22 protein-coding genes are annotated in these 20146 nt (G+C 66.2%); 15 read left to right on the top strand and 7 right to left on the bottom strand.

Going from position 1 to position 20146, the window contains the following annotated elements; translation table 11 throughout:
• Positions 1-79: 79 nt before the first annotated feature.
• Positions 80-460 carry an SUF system Fe-S cluster assembly protein gene (locus CE453_RS16325; RefSeq protein WP_089177944.1) on the top strand — a complete coding sequence of 127 codons (381 nt, stop codon included), beginning with the start codon at positions 80-82 and terminating at the stop codon, positions 458-460.
• Positions 461-547: 87 nt separating this feature from the next.
• Here the strand turns inward: CE453_RS16325 and CE453_RS16320 are convergent, their stop codons facing one another.
• Entirely contained in the window at positions 548-1342 is a 795-nt protein-coding gene (locus CE453_RS16320; protein WP_089175542.1) for a class I SAM-dependent methyltransferase, read from the bottom strand.
• 9 nt (positions 1343-1351) lie between these two features.
• Positions 1352-1762, bottom strand: a complete 411-nt coding sequence (locus CE453_RS16315) for an NUDIX hydrolase (protein ID WP_089175541.1) — start codon at positions 1760-1762, stop codon at positions 1352-1354.
• A gap of 98 nt (positions 1763-1860) precedes the next feature.
• Here CE453_RS16315 and CE453_RS16310 point away from each other — a divergent pair, with 98 nt between their 5' ends.
• The 5 genes from CE453_RS16310 to CE453_RS16290 all read left to right on the top strand — a co-directional run bounded on the left by CE453_RS16310 (position 1861) and on the right by CE453_RS16290 (position 4718).
• A complete protein-coding gene (locus tag CE453_RS16310) occupies positions 1861-2379 on the top strand; it encodes a GAF domain-containing protein (protein ID WP_089177943.1) in 519 nt (172 codons plus the stop codon).
• Positions 2380-2390: 11 nt separating this feature from the next.
• On the top strand, positions 2391-2741 hold the full coding sequence (locus CE453_RS16305; protein WP_089175540.1) for a winged helix-turn-helix domain-containing protein: 351 nt from the start codon (positions 2391-2393) through the stop codon (positions 2739-2741).
• A 106-nt stretch (positions 2742-2847) separates the two neighbouring features.
• Positions 2848-3126 (top strand): GlsB/YeaQ/YmgE family stress response membrane protein, encoded by a 279-nt coding sequence (locus CE453_RS16300; RefSeq protein WP_089175539.1) that lies wholly within the window; start codon positions 2848-2850, stop codon positions 3124-3126.
• 99 nt (positions 3127-3225) lie between these two features.
• Complete coding sequence (lipA, locus tag CE453_RS16295) at positions 3226-4230, top strand: lipoyl synthase (protein ID WP_089175538.1); 1005 nt, start codon at positions 3226-3228, stop codon at positions 4228-4230.
• 14 nt (positions 4231-4244) lie between these two features.
• Positions 4245-4718 (top strand): type II toxin-antitoxin system RatA family toxin, encoded by a 474-nt coding sequence (locus CE453_RS16290; RefSeq protein ID WP_089175537.1) that lies wholly within the window; start codon positions 4245-4247, stop codon positions 4716-4718.
• A 4-nt stretch (positions 4719-4722) separates the two neighbouring features.
• Here the strand turns inward: CE453_RS16290 and CE453_RS16285 are convergent, their stop codons facing one another.
• Both CE453_RS16285 and CE453_RS16280 read right to left on the bottom strand, forming a co-directional pair.
• Positions 4723-5220, bottom strand: coding sequence for a CinA family protein (locus CE453_RS16285; protein ID WP_089175536.1), 498 nt, complete (start codon positions 5218-5220; stop codon positions 4723-4725).
• 4 nt (positions 5221-5224) lie between these two features.
• The gene (locus tag CE453_RS16280) at positions 5225-6430 is read right to left on the bottom strand and encodes a bifunctional 2-C-methyl-D-erythritol 4-phosphate cytidylyltransferase/2-C-methyl-D-erythritol 2,4-cyclodiphosphate synthase (protein WP_248307762.1); all 1206 of its coding nucleotides are present in this window, start codon (positions 6428-6430) and stop codon (positions 5225-5227) included.
• Between the two features lie 170 nt (positions 6431-6600).
• Here CE453_RS16280 and dusB point away from each other — a divergent pair, with 170 nt between their 5' ends.
• The 7 genes from dusB (at position 6601) to hflX (ending at position 15864) form a co-directional block, all read left to right on the top strand.
• A complete protein-coding gene (gene dusB, locus CE453_RS16275; RefSeq protein WP_282568758.1) occupies positions 6601-7596 on the top strand; it encodes a tRNA dihydrouridine synthase DusB in 996 nt (331 codons plus the stop codon).
• Positions 7597-7678: 82 nt separating this feature from the next.
• Positions 7679-8752: a two-component system sensor histidine kinase NtrB gene (locus tag CE453_RS16270; protein ID WP_089177941.1), complete on the top strand. Its 1074-nt coding sequence runs from the start codon at positions 7679-7681 to the stop codon at positions 8750-8752.
• 15 nt (positions 8753-8767) lie between these two features.
• Positions 8768-10219, top strand: a complete 1452-nt coding sequence (gene ntrC, locus CE453_RS16265; RefSeq protein ID WP_089175534.1) for a nitrogen regulation protein NR(I) — start codon at positions 8768-8770, stop codon at positions 10217-10219.
• A gap of 151 nt (positions 10220-10370) precedes the next feature.
• Entirely contained in the window at positions 10371-12638 is a 2268-nt protein-coding gene (locus CE453_RS16260) for a sensor histidine kinase NtrY-like (protein WP_248307761.1), read from the top strand.
• Positions 12635-14002: a nitrogen assimilation response regulator NtrX gene (ntrX, locus tag CE453_RS16255; protein WP_089175533.1), complete on the top strand. Its 1368-nt coding sequence runs from the start codon at positions 12635-12637 to the stop codon at positions 14000-14002. Before CE453_RS16260 ends, ntrX begins: the two co-directional genes overlap by 4 nt.
• Positions 14003-14216: 214 nt before the next feature.
• A complete protein-coding gene (gene hfq / locus CE453_RS16250; protein WP_055726983.1) occupies positions 14217-14465 on the top strand; it encodes an RNA chaperone Hfq in 249 nt (82 codons plus the stop codon).
• A gap of 40 nt (positions 14466-14505) precedes the next feature.
• Positions 14506-15864 (top strand): GTPase HflX, encoded by a 1359-nt coding sequence (gene hflX / locus CE453_RS16245; RefSeq protein ID WP_089175532.1) that lies wholly within the window; start codon positions 14506-14508, stop codon positions 15862-15864.
• Positions 15865-15888: 24 nt separating this feature from the next.
• Here the strand turns inward: hflX and CE453_RS16240 are convergent, their stop codons facing one another.
• Complete coding sequence (locus tag CE453_RS16240; protein WP_089175531.1) at positions 15889-16353, bottom strand: hypothetical protein; 465 nt, start codon at positions 16351-16353, stop codon at positions 15889-15891.
• Positions 16350-17210, bottom strand: a complete 861-nt coding sequence (gene mazG / locus CE453_RS16235; RefSeq protein WP_089175530.1) for a nucleoside triphosphate pyrophosphohydrolase — start codon at positions 17208-17210, stop codon at positions 16350-16352. The genes CE453_RS16240 and mazG overlap by 4 nt, the downstream gene beginning before the upstream one ends.
• Before the next feature lie 51 nt (positions 17211-17261).
• Here mazG and arfB point away from each other — a divergent pair, with 51 nt between their 5' ends.
• Complete coding sequence (gene arfB / locus CE453_RS16230) at positions 17262-17681, top strand: alternative ribosome rescue aminoacyl-tRNA hydrolase ArfB (RefSeq protein WP_089175529.1); 420 nt, start codon at positions 17262-17264, stop codon at positions 17679-17681.
• Between the two features lies 1 nt (position 17682).
• Positions 17683-18255, top strand: coding sequence for a regulatory protein RecX (locus CE453_RS16225; protein WP_089175528.1), 573 nt, complete (start codon positions 17683-17685; stop codon positions 18253-18255).
• Between the two features lie 426 nt (positions 18256-18681).
• Here the strand turns inward: CE453_RS16225 and CE453_RS16220 are convergent, their stop codons facing one another.
• The gene (locus CE453_RS16220; protein WP_089175527.1) at positions 18682-20100 is read right to left on the bottom strand and encodes a M20 family metallopeptidase; all 1419 of its coding nucleotides are present in this window, start codon (positions 20098-20100) and stop codon (positions 18682-18684) included.
• Positions 20101-20146 lie beyond the last annotated feature (46 nt).

The raw sequence follows: 20146 nt of genomic DNA, 5'->3' as shown, positions 1-20146 counted from the left end.
ATTGGACCATTCCGCGCTTCGAAGAAGCGTGAGATGGTCCAATAATCGAGGATTTTGAGCCTTGGCCACGTCCGAACCCATCGCCCTGAAGGAAGACGGCTTCAAGCCGAACGAGCCCCAGCTCGGCGCCGGCTCGACGCTGCCGCCGGAGGAGATCGACCGGCTGACGGACGATATCGTCGCGGCGCTGAAGACGGTCTACGATCCGGAGATCCCAGCCGATATTTACGAGCTGGGCCTGATCTATCGCGTCGACATCGCCGATGACCGTCAGGTCACCATCGACATGACCCTGACTGCGCCGGGCTGCCCCGTTGCCGGCGAGATGCCAGGCTGGGTCGAGAACGCTGTCAGCACCGTCAACGGCGTGGCCAGCGTCACCGTCAACATGACCTTCGACCCGCCCTGGGACCAGTCGCGCATGTCCGATGAGGCGCGCGTTGCCCTCGACATGTGGTGAGAGCTCCGCTTTCGGTGTCATCGAGGTAACCAAGACAACCGCCTTCGGGCGGTTGTCTTGTTTTCGGGACAGCTACAGCCAGCTCGCTCAGCCTCTGGCGACCACCAGACGCAGCGAGCCGTCGTAGCTCGGCTGGTGCCGCAGGTGCCCGTAACGGTCGTCCCAGGCACCGGAGGCGAGATCGTCGCGCAGCCGCGCGATAGAGGCGGCATTCTCCCGGGCGGTGACGAAGCTCCAGGCCGAGCAGGCCGAGCGTGCGCCTTCATCGAGAAAGGCTTCGGGGCGGCCGTAATAAGCCTCGTTGAACCCGTCCTGGCAGGCGAGAGGGATCGGCACCGCCACGATCTCGGCGCGGCCGCCGAGCATGTTGCCGATATCATCGAGCGCGGGATAGCGCCTCGCCTCGGTGGCCAGCACCTTCGGCGCATAGTCGGTGAGCCAGAAGGCCTCCACCAACGCCGGATCGCAGGACAGGATGACGATCGGCCCGTGCGTCACCCTGCGCATCTCGCGAAGGCCGGCAGCGAGATCCTGCCACTGATGCACGGTGAAGGTCGCCATGGCGGCGTCGAAGGACTTGTCCGGGAAGGGCAATCTCTCGGCCATGGCGTCGATCGCGACGGCGAGATCGGCCGGGCGTTGCGCCCGCATCGAGGCTGAGGGCTCGACGGCGGTGACATTGCGCCCACGCGGCTCGTAGGAGCCCGCGCCGGCGCCGACATTGAGAATGGTTCCGGCAGCTCCGAGTGCGGCTTCGATCTGTGCCGCGATCACGGGCTCGGGCTGACGATAGGACGCATAGCCGCGCCCGATCCGGCCGTAGTCGGCATCGCCGGCGCTGCCATCCGCATGTCGCGCCGCCGGGGTACCGTCGCTATCCACCTCGTCACCTCATTCGCGGGAGCGCCAAAGCGGCAGCACATGGTCGCGGGTCAATGGCGCCAGTGTGACAGTCGTCGTCGCATCCGAAGACAGCCATGCGATTTCGGCGATTTCCGCTGCAGGCTTCGGAGGTCTGTCCGAAACCAGCCGATACAGCTCCGCCTCCACCGTGAAGCCCGGTTCGTTGGCAGCCGGCGCTGCCAGCGTTCCGAGGTAGATCAGCGAGTCGCGCTCTTCCGTCAGCCCGAGCTCTTCCCGCAGCTCGCGCAGCAGTGCCGCGCGGGGCTCCTCATTCGGCTCAATCTTGCCGCCCGGCTGCATGAAGCTCTCCGTTCCGTGCTTTCGCACCAGGAGAAGACGGCCACGGCTATCGGTGAGCAGGGCCGCGGCGATGCGGATGAGGCGGTCGGGGCAGGGCATCGGGTGGCTGGGGTTGATAGAGCGGGCGGCGAGGGCAGCGCATGGCGAAGCCCAGTCGATGGTGCTAGGAATCGGCTGGCAATCAGGGACGCATGATCATGTTCGAGGCGCGCGACATCAAGACCGACGACAAGGCTGAATTCTACCGCGAGCTGGCCCAGCAGCTCGAGGCCCTGCTGCATGGCGAACCGGATCCGATCGCGAATGCTGCCAACACCTCGGCCCTCTTGTACCAGACGATGCCAGACCTGAACTGGGCGGGCTTCTACCTGATGCGCGATGGCGAACTCGTGCTCGGGCCGTTCCAGGGGCGACCTGCCTGCGTACGCATCGCCGTCGGCGCAGGGGTCTGCGGTACCGCGGTGGCACGTCGCAGTCCGGTGCTGGTCGAGGACGTCAACGCGTTTCCAGGGCATATCGCTTGCGATGCGGCGTCGCGCTCCGAGCTGGTCGTGCCTTTGATCGGCCGCGACGGCGTGATCGGCGTCATCGATCTCGATAGCCCCTCGGTCGCCCGCTTCGATGCATCGGATCAGGCCGGCATCGAGCGCGTTGCGGCGATCTATCTCGCCGCCTGCGATCAGGTCGCGCCTCCGGCCCTTGCCAAGGCCTCCTAGGACCAGGAGCCGTGCCCTCGCTCAGCTTGCGCATCCAGCTCGACCCCGAGGGCCGTATCGGTCCGGGCAAGATCGAGCTGCTCGAAAAGATCGCGGCGCTGGGGTCGATCTCGGCTGCGGGGCGCTCCATGGAGATGTCCTATCGGCGCGCCTGGGACCTCGTCGAGGAACTCAACACGCTGTTCGGCCAGCCGGTGGTGGAGCGCCAGGTCGGCGGCAAGAATGGCGGCGGTGCCAGTCTGACCCGTCTCGGCGAGGCGCTGGTGAGCCGTTTTCGAGCGGTGGAGAAGGCGGCCGCCGATGCTGCGGCCGAGCATCTCGCCGCGCTCCAGGCTGAGATCGAGCCGCCCGGGCGTCGCTGACGCCAGCCTGTCACGGCTGTGAGCCAAGCTGCCCGCGGTCGTTCCCTCGTCGGACGATCCCGCTATCATGGCCTTGCACGCATGGCGCTGCAGGAGGAGATCTTCGATGGAAAGCTTTGCCGCCACCATGGCCCAGCCGGGCTACGGCTTCTTCATGACATTGCTGATCGGCCTCATCGCCGGCTGGATCGCCGAGCGCCTCACCTCGTCGGACCATGGGCTCTTCACCAATATGCTCGTCGGTGTCGCCGGCTCCTTCGTCGGTGCCAAGCTCGCCGAATTGCTGGAGGTCCCGGTCTTCGGATTCTGGCGCACGCTGACGGCGGCAGTCGCCGGCGCCGTCGTCATCATCGTGATCTGGAACGCGGCGCGTGGGCGCAGGTGAACCATGTTCGCCCGCCGGGCAGTTGCGGGAGCGGGCTTTGGGGATTAGCTAAGGGGGGCCGGCGAAGCCGGCTCCTGCTGTTGAAGCCCGGACCCTATTATGGCGCTTGTTCTCGACCTGCTGAACCGCGATCCGCGGCCCAATGCCGGCAATCCGAAGGCTGAGACCCAGCCGGCGCCGGAACTGCGCCACCCCGAGAAGCAGAAGCGGCCGGAGAACCCAGTCCTGCGCAAGCCGGACTGGATCCGCGTCAAGGCACCGGGCTCGCCGAAATGGGCCGAGACGCAGAAGATCGTGAAGGCCGAGAAGCTGGTCACGGTCTGCGAGGAGGCGGGCTGCCCGAATATCGGCGAGTGCTGGGAAAAGAAGCACGCCACCTTCATGATCATGGGCGACACCTGCACGCGGGCCTGCGCCTTCTGCAACGTGAAGACCGGGGTGCCGCAGGCGCTCGATCTGGAGGAGCCGCGTAAGGTCGCGGATGCCGTCGCCAAGCTCGGACTTGAGCACGTCGTCATCACCTCGGTGGACCGCGATGATCTCAAGGACGGCGGTGCCGAGCATTTCGCCAATGTCATCCACGCCATTCGCAAGGCCTCGCCCAGCACTACCATCGAGATCCTGACGCCGGACTTCCTGCGCAAGCCGGGCGCGCTCGAAGTGGTCGTCGCGGCCAAGCCCGATGTGTTCAACCACAACCTCGAGACCGTGCCGGGCAAGTACCTGACGGTGCGACCGGGCGCGCGCTATTTCCATTCTCTTCGGCTGCTGCAGCGAGTGAAGGAGCTCGACCCGACAATCTTCACTAAATCCGGCATCATGGTCGGTCTCGGCGAGGAGCGGAACGAGGTGCTTCAGCTCATGGACGACCTCCGCTCGGCGGAGGTCGACTTCATGACCATCGGCCAGTACCTGGCGCCTTCGCGCAAGCACCACGCGGTAATCCGCTTCGTCACCCCCGACGAATTCAAGAGTTTCGAGACCATCGCCTATGCCAAGGGCTTCCTGATGGTCTCCTCCACGCCGCTGACCCGCTCCTCGCACCATGCCGGCGAGGATTTCGCCCGGCTGCGCGCGAACCGGGCGGCGAAGCTCGGCAGCTGACGGCTCCGTCGCCCATGCCGATGTTCAATGTCACGCGCCGGGTGAAGCATTCACCCGAGCAGATGTTCGCTCTCGTGGCCGATGTCGAGACTTATCCGCAGTTCCTGCCGCTCTGCGAGGGGCTGGTCGTGCGCCGGCGCACGCCACGCGACGGTGGCGGCGAGGTGCTGCTGGCCGACATGACCGTCGGTTACAAGGCAATCCGTGAGACCTTCACCAGCCGGGTTACGCTCGACCCGGCGAACCTCAAGATTCTCGTCGAATATGTCGACGGGCCGTTCCGCTATCTGGAAAACCGCTGGACCTTCAAGCCCCACGAGGGCGGTTGCGAGATCGGATTCTTCATTTCCTATGAGTTCGCCAGCCGCATGCTCGGCCTGCTGATGGGCGCCATGTTCGACAAGGCCTTCCGGAAGTTCGCGGAAGCCTTCGAGCGGCGGGCCGATCTCGTCTATGGCCGCGGCGCGACCCCGGCGCTGGGCGCCTGAGGGGTCAGGGGCCGGTCAGCACGGTCTCGCGCAGCAAGTCCAGCGCTTCCAGCACGCTCAACCGGCGGATTTCATCACGCGATTGCTCGCCGAAGCGGCGCTCGCGATGGTGCGTGCCCGCTGGACCGGCGCAGGCGAAGTGGACGAGCCCAACCGGCTTCTCGACGCTGCCACCACCAGGGCCCGCGACACCGGTGATCGAGACCGCGAAGGTCGCGTCGAGGCGCTCGCGCCCGCCTTCGGCCATGGCCCGGGCAACCGGCTCGCTCACGGCGCCGTGCCGCGCGATCATCTCCACCGGCACCCCCGCAAGCGCGGCCTTGGCCTCGTTGGCGTAGGTGATCAGCCCGCCCTGCACCATGGAGGACGAGCCGGCGATCGCCGTCAATGCGCCGCAGACGAGCCCGCCCGTGCAGGATTCGACGGTAGCGACGGTGAAGCCGCGCTCCTTGCTCATGTTGAGCAACTCGGCTGCAAGCGAGCGGGTATCGAGATCGAACATGGCCTCACGCCTCCTCTGGTAGCCGGATCGTCGCAGTCGCGAGCGCTGCGAGCCCTTCGCGCCGGCCGGTGAAGCCCATGCGCTCGGAGGTCGTCGCCTTGATCGCCACACGCTCTGGAGTGATCGCGGCGGCAGCGGCTATGGCGACTCGCATGGCCTCGCGATGCGGGCCGACCTTCGGCGCCTCGCAGACGATGGTGAGGTCGAGATGGTCGATGCGGCCGCCACGCTCGCGCACGCGCGCCGCCGCGAAGGCGAGGAACTGCGCCGAGCGCGCGCCGCGCCATTGCGGATCGCTGGGCGGGAAATGCGTGCCGATGTCGCCATCCGCCAGCGCACCGAGCAGAGCGTCGGTCAGGGCATGCAGCGCGACATCGCCATCGGAATGGGCGGTGACGCCACGATCGTGGTCGATCCGCACCCCGCCGAGCCAGACATGGTCACCGGGTCCGAAGGCATGAACGTCGTAGCCGGTGCCGACCCGAGTCACGAGTGCCTTGCCGGCGAGGGCGCCGGTTCGCAGGAAATCCTCAGGATGAGTCAGCTTGATGTTGGCCGGATCGCCGGGGAAGGTCACAACGGCGTGGCCAGCCCATTCCATCAGAGCGGCATCATCCGTGAAGCCGTGCAGCGACGCGGCCTCAGCCGCGTCATGGGCCGCGAGCAGCGGGCCGAGCCTGAAGGCCTGCGGGGTCTGCACGGAGACGAGCCGGTCGCGCGGCGGCGTCTCGACGACATACCCGCGCTCGTCGGTCCTTTTGATCGTATCGGTGACCGGCAGAGCTGGAATGGCGGCGAGCGCATCGTTACCCAACGCGCGGATGGCTGCGCCGATCTGGGCGGGGGATACGAAAGGACGCGCGGCGTCGTGGACCAGGACGATCCCGTTGAAGCCATCCTGCGCCAAGGCCAGCAATCCGCGCCGGACGGAATCTTGCCGGGTCGTCCCGCCCAATGTCGGCTTTGCAAGGCGAGCGCGGTCGAGGCCCGCGATGGCGCCAGCGTAGCGCTCTTCGTCTCCCTCGCCAATGACGACGACGACCCGGTCGATGACCGGCTGCGCCAGGAAGGGCGCCAGCGCATGGGCCAGAACCGGACGCCCGTCCACCTGCCGATATTGCTTCGGTTCGCCCGCGCCCGCGCGCAAGCCGCGACCGGCAGCGACGAGCAGGGCGGCGACGGGTGGGGAGGCTTCAATCCGGTTCGACACGATCCCTTGTCCTGTCTGGAGGGGCGGCAATCGGAGCCAGCCATAGCCAATTCCGGAGTGCTGGGGCAGGGGGTGGTCGTGCTGCATCGCAATATCAACTTCGAGGTGCTTGCGCAGTCGCAGCATTGTCCAATAAATATGCATCCTAGAGATTGCCTCAAAAGCAGGCTGTGAAACCCTTGCAAATCGCCGGAATACCAATCCAGTCCCGTGCCTTCCTGGCGCCGATGTCCGGCGTGACCGACATCGTCATGCGCCGCATCGCCGGCCGCTTCCGTGCCGGCGTCGTCGTCTCCGAGATGGTGGCGTCGGATGAGTTCGTGCGCGGCAGCGAGGAGGCTCGTATCCGCGCCGAGGGGCAGGGCGTCTCACCGCATGTCGTGCAATTGGCGGGCTGCGACCCGCATTGGCTGGGCGAGGCGGCGCGGCTCGCCGAGGCGAACGGTGCGGCGATCGTCGATATCAACATGGGCTGCCCGGCCAAAAAGGTGACGGGTGGCTGGGCCGGCTCGGCGCTGATGCGCGATCTTGACCACGCGGTGAGCCTCGTCGAAGCGGCGGTGGCGGCGGTGACGATTCCAGTGACCGTCAAGATGCGGCTCGGTTGGGACGATGCTTCGCGCAATGCGCCCGAGCTCGCGCGCCGCGCCGTCGATGCGGGAGCTCGGCTGATCACGGTCCATGGCCGCACCCGGCAGCAATTCTACAAGGGCAAGGCCGACTGGCGGGCGATTGCGGCGGTGAGGGCCGCCGGCACTTTCCCGCTGGTGGCGAATGGCGACATCCATGATGTCGAGGACGCCCGCGCCTGCCTCGACCAGTCGGGCGCGGATTTCGTCATGGTCGGACGCGCGGCGCTCGGGCGGCCCTGGCTGGTCGGCGCGATCGGTGCCGCGCTTGACGGCTTGCCCATGCCGTCGGTGACGCTGGCGGACAAGCTCGCCATGGCGCGCGAGCATTATGAGGGGCTGCTGGGGCTCATGGGCGTTTCCCATGGCGTTCGCCACGCCCGCAAGCATCTGGCTGCCTATGCCGACGATGCCCTGGCGGAGGGTTGCGAAGCCGATCCGGAGCGCCGGCGCATACTTTTGACCTCGGAGGAGCCGCGGCAGGTCCTTGCGGCGCTGACGGGGCTGTTTTCCACCGAACGCCGCGAAGCGGCCTGAGCCGGCACCAAAGGGGATGACGGTGAATTTTGTCGGGAAGCGCACGCGCGACGGGATTGGCGGCCTGTTCGATCCGATCGAGATGCAGGCGCTCAACGTCCTGCCGATGCCCGTGCTCGTCGTCGGCGAGGAGCACGCGATTGTCTATGCGAACATGGCAGCCGAGGACTTTTTTCAATCGAGCGTGGCGCTGCTGAAGCGGCAGCGGCTCGGTGATCTGATCCCGTTCGGCTCGCCGGTGTTGGGTTTGGTCGAGGAGGTGCAGCGACGCGGCGCCAGCGTCAGCGAATACAAGCTCGATCTCGGCTTGCCTCGGCTGGGAGCCGAGCGCGTGGTCGATGTCTTCGCCTCGCCCCTGTCCGGGCAGAGCAGTGCCGTTGTGCTGATGCTGCAAGAACGGACAATTGCCGAAAAAATGGACAGGCAATTGACGCATCGTGGGGCAGCCCGCTCGATCACGGCGCTGGGCGCCATGCTGGCCCACGAGATCAAGAACCCGCTTTCTGGCATCCGGGGCGCGGCGCAGCTGCTGGAAGGCTCGATCTCGGATGCCGATCGGATGCTGACGCAGCTCATCTGCGACGAGACGGACCGGATCGTGAAGCTGGTCGAGCGCGTCGAATTGTTCGGCGACGAGCGGCCGAGCGAGCGCGACGCCGTCAACGTCCATGACGTGCTCGACCATGTGAAGCGGCTCGCGCGATCCGGCTTCGGCCGCCATATTCGCTTCAGCGAGGTCTACGATCCCTCTCTGCCGCCGGTCGCCGGCAACCGCGACCAGCTCGTCCAGGTTCTTCTCAATCTGGTGAAGAACGCGGCCGAAGCCATTGGCGAACAAGCGGTCGACGGCGAGATCACCTTATCGACAGCCTATCGCCCCGGCATCCGCATGCAGGTGCCAGGCTCGCAGGATCGCATCGCATTGCCCCTCGAAATCGTCGTCCGCGACAATGGTCCGGGCGTGCCGCCGGACCTGCTCCAGCACCTCTTCGATCCCTTCGTCACCACCAAGGCGCAGGGAAGTGGCCTTGGACTTGCACTCGTTGCCAAGGTGATCGGAGACCACGGCGGCATTGTCGAATGCGAGTCCGTGCCCCGCCGCACCAGTTTCAGGATCCTCCTGCCCCTGCATCAGCGCCCGGGGCAGGCAACGTAAGGCCGACGCGAACACATGCCGACCGGGAACATCCTCGTAGCCGACGACGACGCCGCGATCCGCACGGTCCTCAACCAGGCGCTCGCCAGAGCCGGCTATGAGGTCCGCACGACCGGGCAGGCGGCGACACTCTGGACCTGGGCGGCTCAGGGTCTCGGTGATCTCATCATCACCGACGTCGTCATGCCGGACGGCAACGCCTTCGACCTGCTGCCGCGGATCAAGCGGGTGCGGCCCGAGCTGCCGATCATCGTCATGAGCGCGCAGAATACCTTTATGACCGCGATCAAGGCCTCCGAGCGCGGCGCCTACGAATACCTGCCGAAGCCGTTCGACCTGAAGGAACTGGTTGCCATCGTCGGGCGCGCCATGTCGCGGCCTCGTGGCGAGGCGGCCCGTACCCAGATGGGGGAAGCCGAGGACATTCCGCTGATCGGCCGCTCGCCGGCGATGCAGGACGTCTACCGGGCGCTCGCGCGCCTGATGCCGATCGACCTGACGGTGATGATCAACGGCGAATCCGGTACTGGCAAGGAGCTGGTGGCACGGGCGCTGCACGACTACGGCAAGCGCAAGAACGGCCCGTTCGTCGCGATCAACATGGCCGCGATCCCCAAGGACCTGATCGAATCCGAGCTGTTCGGCCATGAGAAAGGGGCGTTCACCGGCGCGCTGACACGCTCTTCCGGCCGCTTCGAGCAGGCGGAGGGCGGTACGCTCTTCCTCGACGAGATCGGCGATATGCCGATGGAGGCACAGACCCGCCTGCTTCGGGTGCTCCAGCAGGGCGAATACACGACCGTAGGTGGGCGCACCCCGATCAAGACCAATGTCCGCATCGTCGCCGCGACCAATAAGGACCTGCGCATCTCGATCGCACAGGGCCTGTTCCGCGAGGACCTGTTCTTCCGGCTGAACGTCGTCCCGATCCGCTTGCCGCCCCTGCGCGAGCGCGTCGAGGATATCCCGGATCTGGTCCGCCATTTCTTCTCGCTGGTCGAGAAGGAGGGGCTGCCCCGCAAGCAGGTCGATTCGGAGGCGATGGACGCGATGCGGCGCTATCGTTGGCCCGGTAACGTCCGCGAGCTGGAGAATCTGGTCCGGCGGCTGGCGGCGCTCTATCCACAGGAAACCATCACCGCGCCGATCGTCGAGGCGGAGCTGCAGCCGGCAGCGGCGGCTCCGGGCTTCGTCGGCGCCAGCGCGGCACCCGAACGGGCTGAGACGCTGTCGGGGTCGGTCGAGCGGCATCTCTCCCAGTATTTCGGCGGATTTGGCGACAACATCCCGCCTCCAGGCCTTTATCACCGCATTCTACGCGAAATCGAGCCGCCACTGATCGCTGCCGCGCTCGCTGCGACGCGGGGCAACCAGATCCGCGCCGCCGAACTACTCGGTCTCAACCGCAACACATTGCGCAAGAAGATTCGCGAACTCGATATGCAGGTGGTGCGCACGCCGCGCTGAGCCAGCCTGGTCGAGGTTTGCCTCGATCGGGCTCGCCTTGCCTATGTCATATTTTGACAACACCGTTGCGTCGGCGCATCAGTGACGCCAGCGACCGCTTGCTGGTCGTTTGGCCGCGCCCTTGGAGTTGTCAGATATCGTGTCGGTTTCCGTGAGTGACACCAGAATCGTGCCGCGCGCCGAGGAGAAGTCGCGCCACGTCTCGGGGTGGATCGGCGGAATCATCGTCGTCCTGGCCCTTGTCTCGGCGCTGCTGACCTTCCTCGTCCTGTCGGGTGCGACGCCGGTCGCGCCGGTGCACGAGGTCGTCATCGGCGTCTTCGTGCTGAATGCGCTGCTGATCCTCGCGCTGATGGTGATCGTCGCCTTCGAGGCCGCAGTGCTGATCCGGGCGCGCAAGGCCGGCGCAGCGGCGGCCGGGCTGCACGTTCGCATCGTCGGCTTGTTCAGCTTCATCGCAGCGCTGCCGGCGATTCTCGTCGCGGTCATCGCCACGGTCACGATCGAGCGTGGGCTCGAGCCCTGGTTCTCGGACCGGATGCGCGACGCCATCTTCAAATCGGTCGAGGTGGCCGACGCCTATGCCGCCAGCCAGTGCAAATCCCTGGGCCGCGAGATCCGCATCCTTGCGGATGACCTGACCCGGGCGAAGCCGGCCTACGACGTCGACCGGAAGTGGTTCGACAACTTCATCACCGCCCGCGCGACGGCGCTAGGCCTGCCTGTCGCGGCCATCATGCAGCCGCCGGACAAGACGATCGCCCGCGCCAATATCGACGTGCTCAAGGATCCGCCCAAGCCGGATCAGGCGGCTTTCGACGATGCGCAGTCCTCACCGGACCCGATCTGCGTGATCCCGCGCACGAGCAGGGTTTTCGGCGCCCTGGTGAAGCTGCCGATCTACAACAACAATTTCCTCTATATCGCCCGCGAGGTGGATCCGCTGGCGGTCGAGTTTCCGGCGGTCGCCCGGGGAGCGGCTGTCGAGTATCTGTCGATCGATGCGCGGCGGAAGGGCGTCCAGATCGCTTTCGCTTCGATGTACGGCCTGATCGCTCTGATCCTCCTGCTCTCGGCGATCTGGCTCGGCCTGAGCTTCGCTAATCGGCTGGTCGCGCCCATCAGGCGGATGATCCACGCGACGGACCAGGTTTCGAGCGGCAATTTCTATGTGCAGGTGCCGATCAAGCGCTCGGAGGGCGACCTCGCCCATCTCGGCGAGACCTTCAACAAGATGACGGCGGAGCTGCGCCGGCAACGCGACGGGCTGGTGACGGCAAGCGAAGTGATCGATCGGCGCCGCCGCTTCACCGAGACCGTGCTGGCGGGCGTCTCGTCGGGCGTGCTCAGCCTCGATAGCGAAGGCCATATCACCATCATCAACCGCTCGGCCGAAAGCCTGCTCGGTACCGGGGGGCGCCTGCTCGGCAAGCCGATCGCGGAGATCGCGCCGGAGGTAGCGAGCTTCGTCTCCGACGCGCTGCATGGCCGCCACCGCCAGAGTTCTGGCCAGGTGATGATTTCGCGGGCTGGCCAGGATCGTGTGGTCAATGTCCGTGCCGTGCACGAGGGGGAGGGGATCAATGCCGGCCTCGTGGTGACGCTCGACGACATCACCGACCTCGTCTCGGCGCAGCGCACGGCCGCCTGGGCCGATGTCGCCCGGCGCATCGCGCATGAGATCAAGAACCCGTTGACGCCGATCCAGCTCTCGGCCGAGCGTATCAAGCGCCGCTTCGGCAAGGTCATCACCGAAGGCAAGGAAGTCTTCGACCAGTGCACGGAAACGATCGTCCGGCAGGTCGAGGACATCCGGCGAATGGTCGACGAGTTCTCATCCTTCGCTCGCATGCCGAAGCCCGCGCTGCTGCGCGAAGACATCGTCGAGACCGTCCGGCAAGTCGTGTTCCTGTGGCGGGTCGGCAACCCCGAGACGAAGATCGAGGAGAACCTGCCGGCGGAAGCGCTGCAGGCCCGCTTCGACCGCCGCTTGATCTCGCAGGCCCTGACCAACGTCATCAAGAACGCGACGGAGGCGATCGACGCCGTGCCGCCCGAGGAGCGGGGCCAGGGGTTGATCCAGGTCGAGTTCGAGCGCTGGGACGACGGTCGGATCGTTATCGACGTCACCGACAACGGCAAGGGCCTGCCCGGCGACCAGCGCCAGAAGCTGCTTGAGCCCTATATGACCACCCGCGAGGGCGGGACCGGGCTCGGCCTCGCCATCGTCGGCAAGATCCTGGAGGACCATGGCGGCGGCATCGAACTGCTCGACCGGTCCGACGGAATGCGTGGCGCGCGTATCAGACTCTGGTTCCCCGAAACAGGCCCGGCGCAGGAAGCCGACAACGGCGAGGAGGCTGCCCTGCGGGGTGCCGCCACGCCCGATCAAGAGATTCAGAATGGGACACGTCTATGAGTGCTGACATCCTGGTGGTGGACGACGAGGTCGATATCCGCGATCTGGTCGCCGGCCTTCTCGAAGACGAGGGCTACCGGACCCGCAAGGCGGGTTCGGCCGACGAGGCGCTGGCCGCGATTGCCGCGCGCCGACCCAATCTCGTCTTCCTCGATATCTGGCTGCAGGGCAGCCGCCTCGATGGGCTGCAGGTTCTGGAGCTCGTCAAGGAGAGCCACCCGGATCTCGCGGTGGTGATGATTTCGGGCCACGGCAACATCGAGACGGCCGTCTCTGCGATCAAGAGCGGCGCCTACGACTTCATCGAGAAGCCGTTCAAGGCCGACCGGCTGGTGCTCGTCGCCGAACGGGCGCTGGAAGCCTCGCGGCTGCGCCGGGAGGTCCGTGAGCTCAAGACACGCTCGGTGCAGGCCAACCGCATCGTTGGCCGCTCGACCGTGGTGAACCAGCTGCGCCAGACGATCGAGCGCGTTGCGCCGACCAATGCGCGCGTCCTCATCACCGGCGAGCCGGGCTGCGGCAAGGAGCTCGCCGCCCGCACTCTCCACGAGGCTTCGAGCCGCTCGACGGCACCCTTCATCGTCATCAACGCGGCAACGATCACGCCCGAGACGATGGAGGAGGAGCTCTTCGGCATCGAGGGCGGCGACGGGCGCTCGCGCCGCGTCGGCGCGCTGGAGGAGGCGCATGGCGGATCGCTCTATATCGACGAGATTGGCGACATGCCGCGCGAGACGCAGAATCGCATCTTGCGCGTACTGGTCGACCAGAACTTCCAACGTGTCGGTGGGGCGACGCGCGTCCATGTCGACGTGCGCATTATCTCCTCGTCGAGCCGCGACCTGGCGCAGCTCATCAGCGACGGGCGCTTCCGCGAGGACCTCTACCATCGCCTGAGCGTCGTACCGATCAAGGTGCCGCCACTGTCGGAGCGGCGTGAGGACGTGCCGGAGCTGATCGAGTTCTTCATGGACCAGATCTCGACCGCGACCGGGCTGCCCAAGCGCCAGATCGGCTCCGACGCGATGGCCGTGCTGCAATCGCATGAATGGCCGGGCAATATCCGCGAGCTGCGCAACAACGTCGAGCGGCTGATGATCCTGACGAAGGGCGATCCGACGTCCGAGATCACGGTCGAGATGCTCCCGGCCGAAGTCGGCGCGATGGTTCCGACGACCCCCTCGGGCTCGGGCGGCGAGCGGCTGATGAGCCTGCCGCTGCGGGACGCGCGCGAGATCTTCGAGCGCGAATACCTGATCGCACAGATCGCGCGCTTCTCGGGCAATATCTCGCGGACGGCGGAGTTCATCGGCATGGAACGCTCGGCGCTGCACCGCAAGCTCAAGTCGCTTGGGGTTGGCTGAAGGCCCTTGTCAGGCGCCGAACGCATGCGCATTTGCGCGAAACGCAGGTTCGATGCTCAAAAACACGGCTTTGCTGCACTTGCGTTGCGTGCGAAGTCAACGATCTAATGTGATGTCGGTGTCTCGGGGTCGGCGAGGTGGCTCGCTGGCCAGAACGGGACGAACTGGATCGCGGATACAATCCGATCGGCGATCCCAACAATAGGGACTACCCATGGCCGCAGAGCGGGCTCAAAATCTCCAGGACACGTTCCTCAACCACGTTCGCAAGCAGAAGATTCCGCTGACGATCTTTCTCGTCAACGGCGTCAAGCTGCAGGGCGTTGTGACCTGGTTCGACAATTTCTGCGTGCTGCTGCGGCGTGACGGCCACTCGCAGCTCGTCTACAAGCACGCGATCTCGACCATCATGCCGGGGCATCCCGTGCAGCTGTTCGAGCCCGAGGACACGGACAAGAACTGATTTGGCGGTTAGCCGCGTAGACAGCAAAGAGCGGGCGGCTGTGCGGGTTTCGGGCCCCAAGCCGCTCGACGAGATCGAACGCGAGATCGCGGCGAGTACGCGCGCCTATGTCGTGGGCCCGTATCTCCAGAAGCGGGGCGCCGCACTCGACAGCAACCAGCGCTCCTTCGCCGCGCGCCTGGACGAGGCGGTTGGTCTGGCTGCCGCGATCGATCTCACGGTGGTCGAGGCCGTGCAGGTCATGCTGACGGCCCTGCGGCCGGCCACCTATCTCGGCAAGGGCAAGGTCGAAGAGCTGGCGGAGCGGATCAAGATCGACGAGATCGGCCTCGTCGTGATGGATTGCGCGCTTTCGCCGGTACAGCAGCGCAACCTCGAAAAGGCTTTCGGCTGCAAGGTCATCGATCGCACCGGCCTGATCCTCGAAATCTTCGGCCGGCGCGCGCGCACCAAGGAAGGTGCACTCCAGGTCGAGCTCGCCCACCTGAATTACCAGAAGAGCCGGCTCGTGCGCTCCTGGACCCACCTCGAGCGCCAGCGCGGCGGCTTCGGCTTCCTCGGCGGCCCCGGTGAGACCCAGATCGAGGCGGACCGGCGCATCATCCAGGAGCGGATGAGCAAGATCGAGCGCGATCTGGAGCAGGTGAAGCGGACCCGCTCGCTGCATCGCGCGAGCCGGAAACGCGTGCCTTATCCGATCGTTGCGTTGGTCGGTTACACCAATGCCGGAAAATCGACGCTGTTCAATCGGCTGACATCCGCCGAGGTGCTGGCACAGGACATGCTGTTCGCCACGCTCGATCCGACAGCGCGTGCGATCAAGCTGCCGCATGGCGCCAGGATCATGCTCTCCGACACTGTCGGCTTCATCTCCGACCTGCCGACGCAGCTCGTTGCCGCGTTCCGCGCCACGCTGGAAGACGCGATCGAGGCCGATGTGCTGTTGCATGTCCGCGATGTCTCGCATGAGGACACGCAAGCGCAGGCCGCCGACGTGCAGGCGATCCTGCGCGATCTCGGCATCAACCCGGACGACGGCCAGCGCGTGATCGAGGTCTGGAACAAGGCCGACCTGCTCGATGCCGAAGAACGCGCCCGTCAGCTCGAAGTGGCCGCCCATCGGCCGGAGGGGAACCGCCCCGTCCTGGTTTCGGCCTTGACTGGCGAGGGCATGGATCGCCTGACGGCCGCCATAGAGACCCGCATCGCCCGGAGCCGGCCTGTCTACGCGTTGGAACTGGCGCCGGGTGACGGCAAGTCGCTGGCATGGCTCCATGCCAATGGCGAGATCCTGCAGCGCGAGGACAGCGCGGAAGGGGGGCTGAAGCTCATCGTGCGCCTGCCGCCGGAACGGGAAGGGGCCTTTGGCGCGCGGTTTCCGGCTGCTTCAAGGCAGTGAGCGCGAGCGCCATCCCCTCCTGTCTTAGCTGACCAAATCGCGTTGAACATAGAAGGTGCCGCACCCCGGCCCGTCGACGGTTCCGTGATAGCGCCCTGTGCCCGGATCGTAATCGCCATCAAGGCCGACCGTCACATAGTTGCGCGGTTGTTTGATCCAGGAACGCGCGTTCAACGTAAGGTGCCCGGCGGTCGAGCCGAGCTCGCCCGCCATGCGGTATTCGCCCGCAGGAACTCCCGGATTGTCGGGGTGGGCATGAAAGGAAAATGTCGCGGTCAATTTATCGGGCTGTTCGAGCCTGATCGTGAGCGTGAGAGCGGTCACGCCCTGCGCGCAGACATATTGGCCGCGCCATATGCCTTGCCAGTCGGCCGGTGAATGGATCGCGTCTCCTGCCAATGCCCCGGCGCAGACGAGCAAGCTCACACCGAGCGGGAAAGCAAGACGAAGGCTGCGGCTGAAGCGCGGCAAGTTTTGCAGCGGCTTCATGACACGTCGCTACCCGGTTCCACGGCCGGCTTCTTCTCGGCGCGCTTCACGCTCTGCCAAAGTGCTTCGAGTTCGTCGAGCGTCGCATCCTTGGGATTGCGCCCATTCGCCTCCAGCGCCGCCTCGATACCTTTGAAGCGACGCTCGAACTTGGCGTTTGCCGCCGCGAGGCAGCCTTCGGGGTCAGCATCGACATGGCGGGCGAGATTGGCGACGACGAAGAGCAGGTCGCCGATCTCTTCCTGGATCGCGGCCTTGTCGCCGCTGGCGAGGGCCTCGTCGATCTCCTGCGTTTCCTCGCGGATCTTGTCGAGGACGAGACGCGCATTGTTCCAGTCGAAGCCGACGGTCGAGGCGCGCGCCTGCAATTTCCAGGCGCGGGTGAGGGCGGGCAGGCTGTGCGGTACGCCGGCAAGGACACCGCTTTCCTCTTCCCGCAGCGGCAGGCCAGCGGCCTCTCGCGCTGTGGCCTTGTCGGCTTTTTCCTGCGCCTTGATCCGGTGCCAGAGTGCCTTGACCTCGGCCGGCGACAGATCGCGCGTATCGCCGAAGACATGAGGGTGGCGACGGATCAGCTTCGAGGTGATCGCCTCGACGACGTCGGGGAAGGCGAAGGAGCCTTCCTCCTCCGCCATGCGAGCGTGAAAGACGACCTGCAGCAGCAGATCGCCGAGCTCGTCCCTGAGATCCAGCTTGTCGCCGCGCGCGATGGCATCGGCGACCTCATAGGCCTCCTCCACCGTGTAGGGCGCGACCGAGGCGAAATCCTGCTCCAGATCCCAGGGGCAGCCGGTTCCAGGTGTACGGAGCGCGGCCATGATCTCGATCAGCCGGGCGATGTCGCGAGAAGGCTTCAAGGCTGGCACGTCTCCGCTGCAACTTGTCCAGAACTGAAGTAGCCTCCTCCTATGATTCAAGTCACCCCCTCCATTGCGATCGACGAGAGCGAGATCGAGGAAAGCTTCGTGCGCGCCTCTGGTCCCGGCGGCCAGAACGTCAACAAGGTCTCCAGCGCAGTGCAGATCCGCTTCGATGCGCGCCGCTCGCCGTCGCTGCCGAACGAGGTCGCGATCCGGTTGATGAAGCTTGCGGGCAGTCGGCTGACGCAGGATGGGGTGATCGTCATCGTGGCGCAGGCGCAGCGCAGCCAGAAGCGCAACCGGGAGGAGGCCGTGGAACGCCTGCTGGAGCTGATTCGGGCCGCGGCCGTGCGCCCGCAGATGCGCCGCGCGACCAAGCCGACCAAGGCCTCGAAGGAGCGAAGGCTCGCCTCGAAGGAGCGCCGATCCGGCATCAAGGCCGGTCGCTCGAAGCCGGTGGCGGACTAGCATGGCGGATCAATCGGCTTCGCGAGAGCCGGGCCCCCGGACCGCCCGCGCACCGCGCCGGATAACGGCCGCGTATCTGCGTCGCGCGGCGTTGCACTATCTCGAGCGCTATTCCGTGCCTGCCGCCCAGTTGCGCAAGGTTCTGGCCCGCAAGATCGCGGTGAGCTGCCGCCACCATGGCGAAGAGCCATCGCTCCATACCGCCTTGCTCGACGAGGTCGTGGCACAATGCGTCGCCCTCCAACTCGTCGACGATCGCCGTTTCGCGGAAGCGCGGGCCGCAACCCTGCGGCGCAAGGGCCTCTCTGGCCGGGCTGTGGCCGGCAAGCTCGCCGCGAAGGGGGTGGAGCGCGAGCTGGCTGCCGAGATGTCGGATACCGGTACGGACACGGAACTGGCTGCTGCGCGGATCGCGGCACGCCGCAAGCGCCTCGGACGTTGGCGCCGTCGGGATGAGGCGCAAAACGATCCTGCCTCGCGTCAGCGCGATCTCGCAGTGCTGGCGCGCCTTGGCTTCAGTTTCGCGGTGGCGCGGACCGTGCTCGACGAAGAGGAAGCAGCAGAGGTCGAATGATCCCTTCGAGCATTTGCCCGCGGCAACCTCCCGGGACGGAAGCCGATTCGACGTGATCAGGAGCCGGAAAGAAAAAAGGGCCGCGCGGAGCGCAGCCCAAGTCTAGGGAGGAAACGCCCAAGGAGGGCGGCGCAACATCTCTGCTGCGCTGCACTCTAGATAGGGGCGGCCCGTGTCTCCCGCAAGGGGAAAAGGGTAGCATTACTGACTTATTTTTGAGCGAAAGGCTTTCCCGGAAAGGTCAATAACTTAGCGACCTTCTCGCTCGAAATGGCGGCTGTTCCTCGAGCCTTCCTTTTGCCTCGCCGGGGCGCCCATCCTGCGGACGAGACCAGCACGCCGCCGGTATTCGCGACCTCCCGGAATCCGGATCACGAGGCCGCAGCCCGGTCGCGAAACCGGACCGCAGCTTCTGTCCGTCGGAGCTCAGCCCAGCGACATCGTCAGCGGCGGCTTGACTTCGGGTGGCAGCGGAGAGGTGTAGCCTTCCTTGCCGAGGCGCGCCTTGTGGTCGGCCTTGGCGGCCGCCATCAGGGCGGGGTCGCTCAGCACGGCGGCGCCGGTTGCAGCCATCGCCTTGGCGACATGGACCATCGCCTTGTGCGCCGCGGGCTGTTTACCCTGCGCCACGACCTGCCAGGTGTGGAACGGCGTGCCGAGCGCGACGGTCGGCGCATGGGCCTGCACGGTCGGCACGGCCCAGCTCACATCGCCGATATCGGTCGAGCCGATGGCCGGATTGCGCTTGGCATCGCGCGGCACCAGGAAGTCGGCCAGCGGCGTGCCGGTATCCTGCATGCCGACGGTGCGCCAGATCGCGGCGATGTCCTGCGGCGACAGGGTCTTGCGGATGTCCTCGGCAAAGGCCTTGTCGGCGTCGTCGAAATGCGGCGGGCCGAGATCGTCCATCACCTTGTGCATCGCCTCTTCGAGCGGCGTGTTGGCGAGGAGGTCCGAAACGGCGCTGACGATACGCATCTCCATCTTGGTTTCCGTCATCAACGCAGCGCCTTCGGCAATCTTCTTCACGCGCTGGACGAGCTCGAGCATGCCACGCAGGTCGCGGGCACGGATCGAGTAGCGGACCCGGGCATGGGCCTGCACGACGTTGGGGGCGATGCCGCCGGTGTCGAGCAGGGCGTAATGCACGCGCGCATCGCTCGGCATATGCTCACGCATGTAGTTGACGCCGACATTCATCAACTCGACGGCGTCGAGCGCCGAGCGACCGAGATGGGGCGCGGCGGCAGCGTGCGAGGCGCGGCCGGTGAAGACGAAGTCGGCGCGGGTGTTGGCGAGCGCAAGCGCGGGCGCCACCTCCCAGAAGCTCGACGGGTGCCAGGAGATCGCGACATCCGCGTCGTCGAAGGCGCCCGCGCGCACCATGAAGGCCTTGGCAGCGCCACCTTCCTCGGCTGGGCAGCCGTAATAGCGCACGCGGCCGGGAATCTTGTTCTCGGCCAGCCAGTCCTTCATCGCGACCGCGGCGAGCATGGCGGCGGAGCCGAGCAGATTGTGGCCGCAGCCATGGCCGTGGCCGCCGGTCTCGATCTCCTTGTGCTCCGCGACGCCGGCCTCCTGCGACAGGCCGGGCAGGGCGTCGTATTCACCGAGGAAGGCGATGACCGGGCCGCCTTCGCCCGCCTCGCCGATCACGGCGGTGGGGATATCGGCGACGTTCTCGGTGATACGGAAGCCCTGGTGCTTCAGCTCTGCGACATGCTCAGCAACCGAGCGCTTCTCGGTGTAGCAGACCTCGGGCATGCCCCAGACCCGGTCGCTCAGAGCGATCAGACGCTCCTTGTTCGCATCGACGTGCCGCCAGAGATCGTTTCGATTGTCCATGATCTAATGCCTTGTCGGATCGCGGCGCGCCGCTGCGGCGCGTCAT

Origin of the sequence: Bosea sp. AS-1 (assembly GCF_002220095.1) — a bacterium.
Taxonomy (GTDB): Bacteria; Pseudomonadota; Alphaproteobacteria; order Rhizobiales; family Beijerinckiaceae; genus Allobosea.
This window is presented reverse-complemented; position numbering and strand designations above follow the sequence as displayed.

Coding starts and splice junctions, on each gene's coding strand:
- CE453_RS16315 (WP_089175541.1), bottom strand. CDS start 1,762: ATGCCCTGCCCCGACCGCCTCATCCGCATCGCCGCGGCCCTGCTCACC.
- CE453_RS16310 (WP_089177943.1), top strand. CDS start 1,861: ATGTTCGAGGCGCGCGACATCAAGACCGACGACAAGGCTGAATTCTAC.
- CE453_RS16300 (WP_089175539.1), top strand. CDS start 2,848: ATGGAAAGCTTTGCCGCCACCATGGCCCAGCCGGGCTACGGCTTCTTC.
- lipA (WP_089175538.1), top strand. CDS start 3,226: ATGGCGCTTGTTCTCGACCTGCTGAACCGCGATCCGCGGCCCAATGCC.
- CE453_RS16290 (WP_089175537.1), top strand. CDS start 4,245: ATGCCGATGTTCAATGTCACGCGCCGGGTGAAGCATTCACCCGAGCAG.
- CE453_RS16285 (WP_089175536.1), bottom strand. CDS start 5,220: ATGTTCGATCTCGATACCCGCTCGCTTGCAGCCGAGTTGCTCAACATG.
- CE453_RS16270 (WP_089177941.1), top strand. CDS start 7,679: ATGCAGGCGCTCAACGTCCTGCCGATGCCCGTGCTCGTCGTCGGCGAG.
- ntrC (WP_089175534.1), top strand. CDS start 8,768: ATGCCGACCGGGAACATCCTCGTAGCCGACGACGACGCCGCGATCCGC.
- ntrX (WP_089175533.1), top strand. CDS start 12,635: ATGAGTGCTGACATCCTGGTGGTGGACGACGAGGTCGATATCCGCGAT.
- hfq (WP_055726983.1), top strand. CDS start 14,217: ATGGCCGCAGAGCGGGCTCAAAATCTCCAGGACACGTTCCTCAACCAC.
- CE453_RS16240 (WP_089175531.1), bottom strand. CDS start 16,353: ATGAAGCCGCTGCAAAACTTGCCGCGCTTCAGCCGCAGCCTTCGTCTT.
- arfB (WP_089175529.1), top strand. CDS start 17,262: ATGATTCAAGTCACCCCCTCCATTGCGATCGACGAGAGCGAGATCGAG.
- CE453_RS16225 (WP_089175528.1), top strand. CDS start 17,683: ATGGCGGATCAATCGGCTTCGCGAGAGCCGGGCCCCCGGACCGCCCGC.
- CE453_RS16220 (WP_089175527.1), bottom strand. CDS start 20,100: ATGGACAATCGAAACGATCTCTGGCGGCACGTCGATGCGAACAAGGAG.